The 13,014-nt window shown below is 64.1% G+C and carries 12 protein-coding genes and 1 pseudogene; 6 read left to right on the top strand and 7 right to left on the bottom strand.

The window, feature by feature from the left end:
• Positions 1-167: 167 nt before the first annotated feature.
• The 4 genes from ACOZJV_RS30905 to ACOZJV_RS30890 form a co-directional block, all read right to left on the bottom strand.
• A complete protein-coding gene (locus ACOZJV_RS30905; protein ID WP_421549241.1) occupies positions 168-791 on the bottom strand; it encodes an NUDIX hydrolase in 624 nt (207 codons plus the stop codon).
• 29 nt (positions 792-820) lie between these two features.
• Positions 821-1,336 carry a nucleoside 2-deoxyribosyltransferase gene (locus ACOZJV_RS30900; RefSeq protein ID WP_078473285.1) on the bottom strand — a complete coding sequence of 172 codons (516 nt, stop codon included), beginning with the start codon at positions 1,334-1,336 and terminating at the stop codon, positions 821-823.
• Between the two features lie 49 nt (positions 1,337-1,385).
• Positions 1,386-1,742, bottom strand: coding sequence for a 6-carboxytetrahydropterin synthase QueD (queD, locus tag ACOZJV_RS30895; protein ID WP_003190259.1), 357 nt, complete (start codon positions 1,740-1,742; stop codon positions 1,386-1,388).
• Positions 1,743-1,840: 98 nt separating this feature from the next.
• Entirely contained in the window at positions 1,841-2,920 is a 1,080-nt protein-coding gene (locus tag ACOZJV_RS30890) for a patatin-like phospholipase family protein (protein WP_421549240.1), read from the bottom strand.
• 159 nt (positions 2,921-3,079) lie between these two features.
• Here ACOZJV_RS30890 and ACOZJV_RS30885 point away from each other — a divergent pair, with 159 nt between their 5' ends.
• From ACOZJV_RS30885 to ACOZJV_RS30870, 4 genes are read left to right on the top strand one after another with little or no spacing between them, the layout of a single operon-like run.
• A complete protein-coding gene (locus tag ACOZJV_RS30885; RefSeq protein ID WP_421549239.1) occupies positions 3,080-3,388 on the top strand; it encodes a PepSY domain-containing protein in 309 nt (102 codons plus the stop codon).
• On the top strand, positions 3,388-3,702 hold the full coding sequence (locus tag ACOZJV_RS30880; protein ID WP_020296845.1) for a PepSY domain-containing protein: 315 nt from the start codon (positions 3,388-3,390) through the stop codon (positions 3,700-3,702). The genes ACOZJV_RS30885 and ACOZJV_RS30880 overlap by 1 nt, the downstream gene beginning before the upstream one ends.
• Positions 3,702-4,370 (top strand): response regulator transcription factor, encoded by a 669-nt coding sequence (locus ACOZJV_RS30875; protein ID WP_020296844.1) that lies wholly within the window; start codon positions 3,702-3,704, stop codon positions 4,368-4,370. Before ACOZJV_RS30880 ends, ACOZJV_RS30875 begins: the two co-directional genes overlap by 1 nt.
• Entirely contained in the window at positions 4,367-5,680 is a 1,314-nt protein-coding gene (locus tag ACOZJV_RS30870; RefSeq protein WP_421549238.1) for a sensor histidine kinase, read from the top strand. Before ACOZJV_RS30875 ends, ACOZJV_RS30870 begins: the two co-directional genes overlap by 4 nt.
• Before the next feature lie 90 nt (positions 5,681-5,770).
• Here ACOZJV_RS30870 and ACOZJV_RS30865 read toward each other — a convergent pair whose 3' ends face one another.
• Both ACOZJV_RS30865 and ACOZJV_RS30860 read right to left on the bottom strand, forming a co-directional pair.
• Positions 5,771-6,526 carry a methyl-accepting chemotaxis protein gene (locus tag ACOZJV_RS30865; RefSeq protein ID WP_421549298.1) on the bottom strand — a complete coding sequence of 252 codons (756 nt, stop codon included), beginning with the start codon at positions 6,524-6,526 and terminating at the stop codon, positions 5,771-5,773.
• Between the two features lie 102 nt (positions 6,527-6,628).
• Positions 6,629-6,775: pseudogene (locus tag ACOZJV_RS30860) on the bottom strand (HAMP domain-containing protein); the annotation flags it as partial.
• 1,529 nt (positions 6,776-8,304) lie between these two features.
• On the opposite strand from ACOZJV_RS30860, the gene ACOZJV_RS30855 reads away from it, so the two are divergent.
• Complete coding sequence (locus tag ACOZJV_RS30855; RefSeq protein WP_161955774.1) at positions 8,305-9,621, top strand: Na+/H+ antiporter family protein; 1,317 nt, start codon at positions 8,305-8,307, stop codon at positions 9,619-9,621.
• A 141-nt stretch (positions 9,622-9,762) separates the two neighbouring features.
• Positions 9,763-11,442, top strand: a complete 1,680-nt coding sequence (locus tag ACOZJV_RS30850) for a methyl-accepting chemotaxis protein (RefSeq protein ID WP_078473279.1) — start codon at positions 9,763-9,765, stop codon at positions 11,440-11,442.
• A 79-nt stretch (positions 11,443-11,521) separates the two neighbouring features.
• Here the strand turns inward: ACOZJV_RS30850 and yegQ are convergent, their stop codons facing one another.
• A complete protein-coding gene (yegQ, locus tag ACOZJV_RS30845) occupies positions 11,522-12,853 on the bottom strand; it encodes a tRNA 5-hydroxyuridine modification protein YegQ (protein ID WP_421549237.1) in 1,332 nt (443 codons plus the stop codon).
• Positions 12,854-13,014 lie beyond the last annotated feature (161 nt).

Below are 13,014 nucleotides of genomic sequence, written 5' to 3'. Positions count from 1 at the left end.
GCCAGCGTGCCAACGGCCGAACGGTGACAGACGCACAGGTGCCACTGTGCAACCTGCACAGGATTTATAGCCAAATCGACGGATTTTGCCGGTTTGATTGGTCGTCTTGCCCAATCAGGCACAAAAGCAGTGCGCCAGTGATACAAAGTGGATCACCGGCCCGGGGTTCAATCGAACAGGGTCGCGCGGGTTTCGCCACGGTGAAAGGCAAAGGCCGCCGTGATGTCGCTTTCTATGGTGCGGCCCCGGGACAGCTCGGGCAGGGCGTCGAGGGCAAAAAACGCCGCGTCGCTGACTTCGGCCCCGGCCAACGGCGCTTGTCGGTCGTCGCGCTCGCACATGAAGTACAGCTTGTAGAAGTCCCGGGTGTCGGGCTTGAACGGCCCCTTGGCCTTGTGGCGCAGGCTGTAAAGGGCGCTGACCGAGACGTGCAGGCCGGCTTCCTCGTGGATTTCCTTGGCGATGTTTTCCGCCGCCGACAGGCCGATATCGGCATAGCCGCCCGGCAGCGCCCAGCAGCCGTCGTTGCGCTCGCGGACCAGCAGAATGCGCTCGTTCTCGATCAGCGCACCGCGCACGTCGACCATGGGAGTCGAGTAGCGCTGGGCGAAGTCGCTGACCAGGCCGGTGATGCGCTCCAGGGGCACGTCCCCCAGTTGCGCGAGCATGCCGTGGGCGATATCGGCGACTTGCTGATAGCGCTCGCGATCAAATTCATCCTTGCAGAAATGCAGGCCGGTGGAAGCGATGGCCTGCAGGCGTTTGGCATGGGCCAGCCAGGTGTTTTCCATGGTGATCTCCTGGTTGAAGGGGGGGCCGATCAAGGCGCGAGAGGGACGTGCTCGGGCTGGCGCAACCAGTGCGCGAGGGCGATCACGGCGCTGGCGGCATCGCGGCTGTGACCGGCCCAGGTGCAGGCCAGCATCAGGTTGCGCGGCAGGTTGAAGTCTTCCACCACAAAGCCCTGGGCATCATGCCCGCCGGCGTCATGGGGCACTTGCAGGCGCAAGGTCGGGGCATCGTCGAAATAGGCCCACACCGGTTTGCCCAGGGCCACGGCCATGCCGATTTCGAAGCAGGTGCCGGAGTCCGGTTCCAGCCCGCGAAAGGCATTCAGGTTGGCCAGCACGGCGTCGCAGTCGTGGATCATTTGCCGATTGTGCTGGCAGATCAGCCGCGCCGTGGCCTCGGGAGCCAGGCCGTCGGGCACCTGGTTGTCGAAGGGGTAGAGGCCCTCCAGGCCCTGGGCGGCGCAGAGGTCTTTCAAGTGTCGGCCGTGTTCGATGGCGTCTTGGCGAAACACATCGAAACCGGCGAGGTAGATGCGTGGGGGCATGGGCGCTGCTCCGCTGTTCGCCAAGGGCGATTGAACCGGCTGCGCGGGCTTACTCGCCGCGGTAGATGCAGCCGCTGGTGCAGGTCTCGTGGATGCGGATCGCACTGAGTTCCGGCAGCAGGGGTTTGAGTTCGTTCCAGATCCACTTGGCCAGGACTTCGCTGGTGGGGTTTTCCAGACCGGGGATGTCGTTCAGGTAGTTGTGGTCCAGACGCTCGTAGAGCGGCTTGAAGATGGCCTTGATTTCCGAGAAATCACGAATCCAGCCGGTGTGCGGATCGAGGTCGCCGCTGAGGTGGATCGCCACCTTGAACGAGTGCCCGTGCAGGCGCCCGCATTTGTGGCCCTCGGGTACGTGGGGCAGGCGGTGGGCGGATTCGAAGGTGAACTCTTTGAAAATTTCCACAGTATCGGTCAGCTCTGGCAGGTGGCTATCGCCGGGGGGGCGGTTGGGGCAGGCGGCGAGTTTAACAGCTTGGCTTTGGCGCTGCGGGAAAACCCTGACTAAAGGGTCAGCAGGTTTTCCCCGAGGCGGCCGCTGGCGGCCAGGTCGAGAAACTCGTCCCCCAGGCGCCGGCTTTCGTCCATCGCGCTGCGCCAGTACTTCTGGCGCCCGGCGTCATCGCCCATGAAGCGCTTGAAGTCGCTGCGGTCCGGCAGTTTGCCGTAGGGCAGGCGCTCCAGGTACTGCCGCGACGGCGCCAGCAGCAGCACATCTTGCAGGCGCTCGGTGCTGGCCCGGCGCCAGGGCAGGGTTTTGTCGAACCAGCCGGGGATCACCCGGTCGGTGAAGTGTGGGTAGAGCACGATATCGTCGCCGCTGTAGGGCAGGTCGAGGTGGTAATCCAGCAGGCCGCCGTCGCGGAACGTACCTGCGCCGGCGCCGGGCAGGTCGCGCACGCCCTGCATCACCATCGGGATCGAACCCGAGGCCAGCAGCGCCTGGCGCAGGTTGCCCAGGTCCAGGGCGACGAAGCGCGAAGGGAAGTCGTTGAGTGCCAGCAGCGGCGGCGCCAGGCGCGGATCGTGCAGCACCAGCCGTTCGAAATGCCGGGCCAGGCGCGAGCGGCCGCGCAGGTTGTCGGCGATCACCGACGACAGCCCCAGCCCCAGGCGCCCGCGATGATCGTCGGCGAGCAGGCCGTGGCTTTTGACCACCATGATGTTCAGCCGATACAGCGGGTTGTCGAGGATGCTTGCGTCCTGGCCGTCCAGCAAATCGTCGAGCATGCGTTGGGAGCTGTGGCTGATCTGCGCCATGTTCACCCCCTTGGCAAAACTCATGGCGTTGTACAGCAGCCCCAGGCGGCGGATGCCCTCGGCGGCGTCCGTCAGGCAGGCACTGGCAAAGCGCCAGGAGCCCACCGAGGCGCCAATCAACGAACGCTCCCGTGGCGCCGCCGGCAGCCAGTCACCGAACAGCGCCAGGTCCAGGCCTTGAATCCCCAGGGCCTTGGGCCCACCTGCCGCGCCGGGCAGGGTACCGACTTCGGCGGCGCGCAGGCCGCTCTCGCGGATGCGTGCGAACGCTCGCGGGCCGGCCTTGAGGGTCAGGGCGGGGAACTTGATGTGGATAGCAGTCATACCGGTCTCAGTCGCAGGCGAGCAGGTGAGTATAAGGAGTGGTGGCGCGGTGGCCGAATGAAAGTTGGGCCCTGGCGATACTGGCCATTCAGTTTCAATTAAGTTCAGTTGGGTATCTTCGGCGCCTTAGGCAACACCTGACGAATACGGAGATATTCCATGAAAACCCTGACTGCCCTGTTGACCGCCAGCCTGATCGGCATCACCGCCAGCCTGGCCCACGCCCGTGACCTGGGCCCCGACGAAGCCCTGAGGTTGCGCGACGCTGGTACCATTGTCTCCTTTGAAAAACTCAATGCCACCGCATTGGCCAGGCACCCGGGCTCCACCATCCATGAAACCGAGCTGGAAGAGGAGTACGGCAAGTACATCTACCAGGTCGAACTGCGCGATGCCCAGGGCCTCGAGTGGGACCTGGAATTGGACGCCGTCAGTGGCCAGGTACTCAAGGATCATCAGGATACGTAATGAAGTGCAATCTGCGCCGTTGCAGTCGATGGGCCCTGGTGCTGGCAGCGTTCTGCTCGCTGGCACTGGCCCGTGACCTGGACCAGGACGAAGCCCTGCGCCTGCGTCAGCAAGGGGTGATCCTGCCGCTCGAACAACTGCTGCAGCAGGCCCTGGACCGTTACCCCGGGGCCAAGCTGCTGGAGGCCGAGCTGGAAGAAAAACATGACGTCTACATTTATGAAGTCGAGTTGCTGACCGCCGATGGCGTGGTCCGCGAGCTGGACCTGGAGGCCGCCACCGGCCGCCTGTTGAAAGACAAGGAAGATGACTGATGCGCCTGCTTCTGGTGGAAGACCATGTGTCCCTGGCCGATGAACTGCTTGAAGGCCTCAATCGCCAGGGCTACGCCGTGGATTGGCTGGCCGATGGCCGCGATGCGGTGTATCAGGGCAGCAGCGAACCCTATGACCTGATCATCCTCGACCTCGGCCTGCCGGGCTTGCCGGGGCTGGAGGTGCTCAGCCAATGGCGCGCCGGCGGGCTTTCGACCCCGGTGCTGATCCTCACGGCCCGCGGCTCCTGGGCCGAGCGCATTGAAGGGCTCAAGGCCGGGGCCGACGATTACCTGACCAAGCCGTTTCACCCCGAAGAGCTGCACTTGCGGGTCCAGGCGCTGTTGCGTCGCTCCCACGGCCAGGCCAATCAGCCAACCCTCCAGGCCGCCGGCCTGCACCTGGATGAGAGCCGCCAATGCGTGGTGCGCGATGGCCTGGATATCCAGCTGACCGCCGCCGAGTTTCGCCTGTTGCGTTATTTCATGCTGCACCCGCAGCAGATCCTCTCCAAAAGCCACCTCGCCGAGCACCTCTATGACGGCGAGACCGAGCGCGATTCCAATGTGCTGGAAGTGCACGTCAATCACCTGCGGCGCAAGCTGGGGCGTACGGTGATCGAAACCCGGCGCGGCCAGGGCTATCTGTTTGGCGCCCAGGCTTCGTGAGGTCGATCCAGCGACGCCTGAGCCTGGGCTTGATCAGCGTGATGCTGATCGTCGGCCTGGTGCTGGCCCAGACCAGTCTCTGGCTGTTCGAAGTGGGCTTGCAGCGCTACCTCGAAGCCGGCCTGCGCAACGACAGTGAAAACCTGCTGGTGGCGCTGGTACGTGGGCCCCAGGGCTTGCAGCTGGATGAGAGGCGCTTGTCGCCGGCGTATCAGCGACCGTTTTCCGGGCACTACTTTCGCATCGACTTTGCCGACACCCATTGGCGCTCGCGTTCGTTGTGGGACCAGGACCTGCCGCAACTGGCAAGCGCCGGCCTGCAAGGCAACCTGCAACTGGGGCCGGAGGGTCAGCAACTGCTGGTGTTGCGTTCGGACTATCGGCGCCTGGGGCAGTCGATCTCCATCAGCGTGGCCCAGGACTACACTCCGGTGCGCGAGAGCTTTCAACGCATGCGCCAGATCGGTCTGGGCCTGGGGCTGGCGGGGCTGCTGCTGATCCTGACGCTGCAACGCTTGACCGTACGCCGCGCCCTGCGGCCCCTGGAAAAGGCCCGGGAGCAGATCGCCCAGTTGCAGCTGGGCCAGCGTTCGCAGCTGGACGACCAGGTGCCCGTGGAGCTGGAACCGCTGGTGGCGCAGATCAACCACCTGTTGGCCCACACCGAAGACAGCCTCAAGCGCTCGCGCAATGCCCTGGGCAACCTGGGGCATGCGCTGAAGACACCGCTGGCGGTGCTGCTCAGTCTGGCGTCGAATCCCAAGCTGGATGCCCACCCCGAAGTGCGCAAGGTGTTGCAGGAACAGTTGCAGCAGGTGCAGCAGCGGTTGAACCGCGAGCTCAACCGGGCGCGCCTGGCCGGCGATGCCTTGCCCGGTGCCCTGTTCGATTGCGATGGCGAACTGCCGGGGTTGCTGGCGACCTTGAACATGATCCACGGCGAACACCTGGCCCTGAGTTACCAGGCGCCGCCGGGGCTGCAACTGCCCTGGGACCGTGAGGACCTGCTGGAGTTGCTGGGTAATCTGCTGGATAACGCCTGCAAATGGGCGGATGCGGAAGTCCGCTTGAGTGTCGGGGAAAGCCCACGGGGTTTTTGCCTGGCGGTGGACGACGACGGCCCGGGCATCCCCGAGACGCAGCGCGAACAGGTGTTCAGCCGCGGCACGCGCCTGGATGAACAGACCGATGGCCACGGCCTGGGCCTGGGCATCGTGCGCGACATCATCGATGCCTGGGGTGGCACCCTGAGCCTGGAGGAAAGCGCCCTGGGCGGCCTGCGCGTTGAAATCCACCTGCCTGGGCGCTAGTTGCCTCGCACCCCGTCCGCACGAAGCCAACCTGTAGCTGCTGCCGAGCGCCGCAAGGCTGCGGCTACAGGGATTACGGGGATACAGGGCTCAGACGCGGAATTGGTCCATCAGGCTTTGCTGCTGGTTGGCCAGGCTGTTCAGGGACTGGCTGACCCGCGCCGATTCATTGGCCTGTTCGGCCAGGGATTCGGTGACGTCACGGATGGTTTCCACGTTGCTGTTGATCTCTTCGGCCACCGCGCTCTGTTCTTCGGCGGCGCTGGCGATTTGCAGGTTCATGTCGCTGATGACGGTCACTGCGTCGCCGATCTGGCGCAGGGCGGTGACGGCCTGGCCAACCTGCTCGACGCTGCCCTGGGCCTGGCGGTGGCTGTTGTTCATCGAGCCGACCACCTCCTGGGTGCCGGTTTGCAGTTGCTCGATCACCAGGCGGGTTTCTTCCACCGACTCCTGGGTGCGGCGGGCGAGGTTGCGCACTTCGTCGGCGACCACCGCAAAACCGCGCCCGGCTTCCCCGGCACGGGCCGCTTCAATGGCGGCGTTGAGCGCCAGCAGGTTGGTCTGGTCGGCAATGGCACGGATCACTTCCAGCACCGAACCGATTTTTTCGCTGTTGGCGGCCAGGCCTTCGACCTGGGTCATGGCGATGCTCATGTCGGCCGCCAGGTGGCCAATGCTGGTGGTGGTGCGGTCGATCACCGTCAGGCCTTCGCGGGTAGCCTGGTCGGCATCGCGCGCGGCGTGGGCGGCCTGGGCGGCGCTGCGGGCCACGTCCTGGGCCGTGGCGCTCATTTCATGGGAGGCGGTGGCCACCTGGTCGACCTGGCGGTATTGCTGCTCCATGCCGGCGCTGGTCTGGGTGGCGATGGCTGCAGACTGGTCGGCGGTGCCGCGAGCGTCCTGCACCGAGCGTTTCACCTCGGCGATGATCGGCTGCAACTTGTCGAGGAAACGGTTGAACCAGCCGGCCAACTGGCCCAGTTCATCCTGCTTGTCGTAGGCCAGGCGCCGGGTCAGGTCGCCTTCGCCACTGGCGATGTCTTCCAGCATGTGTGCCACGCCGAGGATCGGCCGGGTCACGCTGCGCGCCATTAGCCACACCAGCAACAGCCCGATTATCGCAGCCAGCAGGCCGAGGCTGAGTTCGATCAGGGTGCCGGCGCTGTTGCGCTCGTCGAGCTCGCCTTGCAGCGCAGTGGCCGGGCCCACCAGCACGTGTTCCGGTACATCCAGCAGCACGCCCCAGGGTTTGCCGTCGGGAATCGGCGAGAAGGGCGCGAGCACTTTGAGCACGCTGTCGCTGTGCAGGCTGCGGGTCTGGGTGCCGCTCGCCAGCAGGCTGATCAACTGACTGCCGCTGGCCTTGTCGACCTGGTCCAGGCGCTGGCTCAGCTTGCTGGCGTCCGGGCTGTAGGCCGCCAGCAGCCCGACCGGGCTGATGATGCTGACGTTGGTCTGGCCGTCGTAGAGTTTCTTGCTCGCCTGTTGGCTGGTGGCCTGCAGGCTGTTGAGGTTGATGTCCACCGATAGCGAGGCGATGACTTTGCCCTCGACCATCAGTGGGAAGACGATGCTGGTCATCAGCACCTGCTGGCCGTCGATTGCGTAGAAGTAGGGTTCGATCACGCAGGGCTTGAGGGTGCTGCGCGGGCAGGTGAACCAGGCGTTGGCCGGCTCGCCGCTGGGGCCGCTGCGGGTGTCGCTCATGTCGCTTTCGGGCAGCGACATCGAGGTCAGCTTGCCGGGCGTGGGCTGGGACCAGTACAAGGCAAAACGGCCCTTGTCGTTGCTGCCCAATTCTTCCTGGCCAGTGAAGAGTGAGTCCTTGCCGTCCAGCGCGTTGGCTTCGAACACCAGGGACAGGCCGAGCAACTGCGGGTTGGCCTGCAGTGCCGACTTGACCTGGCGGGTCAGGTCTTCACGCAGGTCGAAGGCGTCGAGAAAGCGCTTCTCGGCCTGCTCCCGCAGGAACAGCACCTGGCGTGAAAAACCATGGCCGTATTGATAGGCGTCCATGAATTGTTGGCGAATCCCCAGCGCCTGCACCTCGCCCTGAGCCTCGATCCGCGCTTGGGCGGCTTCATTGAGCATGTCCATGCTGGAGGCTTTCACCAGCTCGGAGTTGTGCTCCATGCGATAGAGCGAGAGGCCCACCAGCAAGGTGACGATACCCAGCAGGCAGAGTCCGGCCAGCAGGGTGATTTTCCATTGGATGGAAAGTTGTCTAAGCGACATGGGGCGTCCTTATTCGATAAATATCTGAGACTTTGCACTGTAACGGCCGCCGAAACCGATTCTTTAAACGCTTGTTCGAAATAACCCCCACCTCCACCTGTAGCCACTGCCGAAGGCTCGGGCCGCGTTCGGACTCTGGCCCGTACCGACACCCACTTATTTCAGTTGAAACAGGGCCAGCATCCAAACGCAGCCCGAACCTGCTGCTCCACCACTGGCGAGGAAGCGCTTTCTCCGCCCCGGGTTTTGACAAGCCGCGCCCGCTGCTGCACAGTGCGCGCCCTCTAATAAGACCCTCTTTCCATTCGATGTCGGCAGCCCCCTGCCTTCTGGTCGGTCACATGCTTTTGCGCCATTTTCAGCGGCGCAGTAATGAGGTAACGATGATTAATGCAGTAATTGCCGCGGTCGGCGTCATGCTGGTGCTCAGCCTGTCCCGCGTGCATGTGGTGATCGCCCTGATCATTGGCGCGTTGGTGGGTGGACTCACTGGCGGCCTTGGAATCGAGGCCACGCTCAAGGCGTTCAACAGCGGCTTGGGTGGTGGTGCGACCGTGGCGTTGTCCTATGCCTTGCTCGGCGCCTTTGCGGTGGCGATTGCCAAGTCCGGCCTGGCCCACGCCCTGGCAGACAAGATCCTGCTGCTGGTGGATCGCCAGGACGCCCACGGCGGCGGCCAGGTCAAATGGCTGCTGATCGGCCTGCTGTGGGTGGTGGCGATCGCTTCGCAGAACATCCTGCCGATCCACATTGCCTTTATCCCGCTGCTGGTACCGCCACTGTTATATGTGCTGACCAAGCTGCAACTGGACCGCCGGCTGATCGCCTGCGTCATCACCTTCGGCCTGATCACCCCCTATATGTTTTTGCCGGTGGGTTTCGGCAACATCTTCCTCAATGAAATCCTCTTGGCCAACGTCGCCCGCAGCGGGGTCGACATCAGCCAGATCAACGTCACCCACGCCATGGGCATCCCAGCCCTGGGCATGGTTTTCGGCTTGTTGATGGCCTTTGTCAGCTACCGCAAAAAGCGCGTGTATGACCTGGAAAAGATCGAGAAAGTCGAGCAGGTGACGGTGCAATACAACCCGCGCACCTTGCTGGTGGCAGGCTTGGCCATCGTGGTGGCGTTTGTGGTGCAGTTGCTGCTGGACTCGATGATTATCGGGGCTTTGGCCGGTTTTCTGATCTTCTCGGTGTCGGGCATCGTGCGCTGGCGCGAAACCGACGACCTGTTTACCGAAGGCATGAAGATGATGGCCATGATCGGCTTCATCATGATTGCCGCCTCGGGTTTTGCCGAGGTGATGAAGGCCACCGGCGAGGTCAAGACCCTGGTGGAAACCTCGGCCAGCTGGATCGGCCACAGCAAGGGCGTGGGTGCGCTGTTGATGCTGCTGGTGGGGCTGCTGGTGACCATGGGCATCGGCTCGTCGTTTTCCACGGTGCCGATCCTGGCCGCGATCTTTGTCCCGCTCTGTGTGCAACTGGGCTTCAGTCCCCTGGCCATCGTCTGCATCGTCGGCACGGCCGGGGCCCTGGGCGACGCCGGTTCGCCGGCCTCGGACTCGACGCTGGGGCCGACCTCCGGCCTCAACATCGACGGCCAGCATCACCATATCTGGGACACCGTGGTTCCGACCTTCCTCCACTACAACCTGCCGTTGCTGGCGTTCGGTTGGGTGGCGGCAATGGTGCTCTGAACCACTGAGCCGATGGCCCGGCGTTGCCGGGCTGCCCGTGGCCTGCTTTAGCCCCCGCGCACAGGCCCGCGGGGGCTCAACTTTTGATCCGGCGTGCCGTTAACGGCTTAACCACGCCAATAAAATCAAGAGTGAATACCTATGCGCCTAAGCTTGAAGGCCAAAGTCCTGTCCCTCGCGGTACTCCCGGTGTTGCTGTTTGCGCTGGTGATCAGCCTGACCACGGTATTCATGCTCAAGCAGCAGGCCAGCAAAGAGGTCGAAGAGACCCGCCAGCGCCTGCTGGGCGAGGCCAAGGCCACCTTGCAGAGTTACGTGGAGGTGGCGCTCAACACCGTCAAACCGTTGTATGACGCTGCAGCCAACGGCGACCAGGCGGCGCGGGCCGAGGTGGTCAAGCTGCTGTCGAACATCACGTACGGCAAGGATGGCTACTTCTTCGGCTACGACTCCGAGACCGTGCGCCTGTTCAAGGGCAACAGCCCGGACGGCGTCGGCAAGAGCTTCAAGGACAACCGCGACCCCAATGGCGTGTACGTCAACCGCGAGCTGGTGCGGGTCGGCAAGGACGGCAGCCACTACGTGCAGTACAGCTCGACCCAGCCGGGCAGCGATGTGCTGGTGCCCAAGCTCGGCTACACCGAATACCTGCCCAAGTGGGACATGGTGCTCGGCACCTCGGTCAATCTCGACGGTATCGATGCCCAGGTGGCGGCGGTCGAGGCCAGCATCAACCAGCGCATGGAAGGCATGGTCCTGAGCATTGTCGGGATTGCCGTGGTGGTGCTGCTGGTGATCGCGGCGCTGGGCCTGCTGGTGGCCAACACCATGCTGCGTCCGCTGCAACTGATGAAGGTCAGCCTCGACGATATTGCCGCCGGCGATGGCGACCTGACCAAGCGCCTGGCGATTACCAGCCAGGACGAGCTGGGTGACCTGGCCGGGTCGTTCAACCGCTTTGTCGACAAGATCCATGGCCTGGTGCGGCAGATCACCGAGATGACCAGTCAGTTGACCGGCCTGGTGACCCAGGTTTCCGATCAGGCCCAGCGTTCGGAACAGGCGATGGAGCGTCAGCGCCACGAGACCGATCAGGTGGCGACCGCGATCAATGAGATGTCCTCGGCCGCCCATGAAGTGGCGCGCAGTGCCCAGGGGGCGGCGGTGGCCGCGCAACAGACCGACGCTGAAGGCCAGGCCGCCAAGCGCGTGGTGGATGGCAGCATCGCCCAGATCCATGCGCTGGTCAGCGATATCCGTAGCAGCGGTACTTCCCTCGACAGTTTGCAGAAGGACGTGGCATCGATTGTCAGCGTGCTGGACGTGATCCGCTCGATTGCCGAGCAGACCAACCTCCTGGCGTTGAACGCGGCCATTGAAGCGGCACGTGCCGGGGAGGCCGGGCGTGGTTTTGCGGTGGTGGCGGACGAGGTGCGGGCGCTGGCCAGTCGTACCCAGCAGAGCACCCAGGAGATCCAGGGCATGATCGACCGCCTGCAGCAGGGCACGCGGACGGCAGTGGAAGCCATGCGCCGTTCCAGCGATGCCGGCGATGGCACCTCGGCCCAGGCCAACGAGGCGGGTGCGTCGCTGGACACCATGGCGCAGTTGATCGGCACCATCAATTCGATGAACGCCCAGATTGCCAGTGCCGCCGAAGAACAGACTGCGGTCGCCGAAGAGATCAACCGCAGCGTGCATCAGATTGCCGTGGCGGTGGACAGCGTCGCCGACGAAACCCAACTCGGCGCCCAGACCTCCCGCAGCCTGGCGGATCTGGGCCAGCGTTTGGGCAAGTTGGTAGGGCAGTTCCGAATCTGAGGCTAACCCTCAACTGTCCTGTAGCCGCTGCGCGCAGCCTCGCGGGCTCGTCAGCGGCTACTGGCGGCTACGGTTCGGTTTAGACAGTGATATCGCGCATCAGCAGGCTGTAGCGCAGGTCGACCTGGTCGGGAATCGGCAGGTACACGGTGTGGCCGTCACCCGGGGCGACCTCGATGGCTTCGCCCTTGGCGTTTTGCAGTTGATGCAGGTCGAAGTGGAAGTTGCCCTTGGGGGTCATCAGCTCCATGTGGTCGCCCAGGGCAAAGCGGTTTTTCACCTTGACCTCGGCCAGCCGGTCGCGGCGTTCGCCGGTCAGTTCGCCGACGAACTGCTGGCGCTCCGAAACTGAGCTGCCGTTCTGGTAGTTCTGGTACTCATCGTGCACATGGCGCCGCAGGAAACCTTCGGTGTAGCCGCGCTGGGCCAGGGATTCGAGGTCGTTCATCAGGCTGCGGTCGAACTCGCGTCCGGCCGCCGCGTCATCGATGGCCCGGCGATAGACCTGGGTGGTGCGTGCGCAATAGAAGTGCGACTTGGTGCGCCCCTCGATCTTCAGCGAATGCACGCCCATCTGGGTCAGGCGCCCGACGTGCTGCACCGCGCGCAGGTCCTTGGCGTTCATGATGTAGGTGCCGTGTTCGTCTTCGAATGCCGGCATCAGTTCGTCCGGGCGGTTGGCCTCCTGCAGCAGGAACACCTGGTCGGTGGACGCCCCCAGGCCCAGGGTCGGCTCGGCGTTCGGTTCGAACAGCTGGACAATATCGCCGGCGGCATTCTCGGTGGCCTCCTGGGCCTTGTATTTCCAGCGGCAGGCGTTGGTGCAACTGCCCTGGTTGGCATCGCGCTTGTTCATGTAGCCCGATAGCAGGCAGCGCCCGGAATAGGCCATGCACAGCGCGCCGTGGACAAACACCTCCAGCTCCATGCCCGGCACCTGCTGGCGGATCTCGGCGATCTCTTCCAGGGACAACTCGCGGGACAGGATGATTCGGCTCAGGCCCTGTTCCTGCCAGAACTCGACGCTGGCCCAGTTCACCGTGTTGGCCTGTACCGAGAGGTGGATCGGCATCTGCGGGAAGTGCCGCTGCACCAGCATGATCAGGCCCGGGTCGGACATGATCAGCGCATCCGGGCCCACGGCGATCACCGGCTCCAGGTCCTTGAGGAAGGTCTTGAGCTTGGCGTTGTGCGGGGCGATGTTGACCACCACGTAGAAACGCTTGTCCTGGGCCTGGGCCTCCTGGATGCCGAGGGCCAGGTTGGCGTGGTCGAATTCGTTGTTGCGCACCCGCAGGCTGTAGCGCGGCTGCCCGGCATAGACCGCGTCGGCGCCGTAGGCAAAGGCATAGCGCATGTTTTTCAGGGTGCCGGCGGGGGCGAGCAGTTCGGGTCGGGCGAGGAGCGTCATGGGGCTGTCGGTCGCAAAAGGTCGCGAGGGTAAAGCAGTGCGCTCCGGGGTTTATTGATCTGGATCTATGCTCAATGCACAAAAGATGGCACTTGGACGCACAGCGGTTGACTAAGCCTCTGGACGCCCGTCAGCGTCCTGCGGCTTATCGAACTGGATCG

This window comes from Pseudomonas sp. QD4, from assembly GCF_049199125.1.
GTDB lineage: Bacteria > Pseudomonadota > Gammaproteobacteria > Pseudomonadales > Pseudomonadaceae > Aquipseudomonas.
Note: the sequence above shows the minus strand (reverse complement) of the source record. Positions and strands in the feature narration are given on the sequence as shown.

What these genes read in the sequence shown, in the direction of transcription:
- ACOZJV_RS30905 (WP_421549241.1), bottom strand. Translation starts at nt 791, where the DNA reads ATGGAAAACACCTGGCTGGCCCATGCCAAACGCCTGCAGGCCATCGCT.
- ACOZJV_RS30900 (WP_078473285.1), bottom strand. Translation starts at nt 1,336, where the DNA reads ATGCCCCCACGCATCTACCTCGCCGGTTTCGATGTGTTTCGCCAAGAC.
- ACOZJV_RS30890 (WP_421549240.1), bottom strand. Translation starts at nt 2,920, where the DNA reads ATGACTGCTATCCACATCAAGTTCCCCGCCCTGACCCTCAAGGCCGGC.
- ACOZJV_RS30885 (WP_421549239.1), top strand. Translation starts at nt 3,080, where the DNA reads ATGAAAACCCTGACTGCCCTGTTGACCGCCAGCCTGATCGGCATCACC.
- ACOZJV_RS30880 (WP_020296845.1), top strand. Translation starts at nt 3,388, where the DNA reads ATGAAGTGCAATCTGCGCCGTTGCAGTCGATGGGCCCTGGTGCTGGCA.
- ACOZJV_RS30875 (WP_020296844.1), top strand. Translation starts at nt 3,702, where the DNA reads ATGCGCCTGCTTCTGGTGGAAGACCATGTGTCCCTGGCCGATGAACTG.
- ACOZJV_RS30865 (WP_421549298.1), bottom strand. Translation starts at nt 6,526, where the DNA reads ATGGAGCAGCAATACCGCCAGGTCGACCAGGTGGCCACCGCCTCCCAT.
- ACOZJV_RS30850 (WP_078473279.1), top strand. Translation starts at nt 9,763, where the DNA reads ATGCGCCTAAGCTTGAAGGCCAAAGTCCTGTCCCTCGCGGTACTCCCG.
- yegQ (WP_421549237.1), bottom strand. Translation starts at nt 12,853, where the DNA reads ATGACGCTCCTCGCCCGACCCGAACTGCTCGCCCCCGCCGGCACCCTG.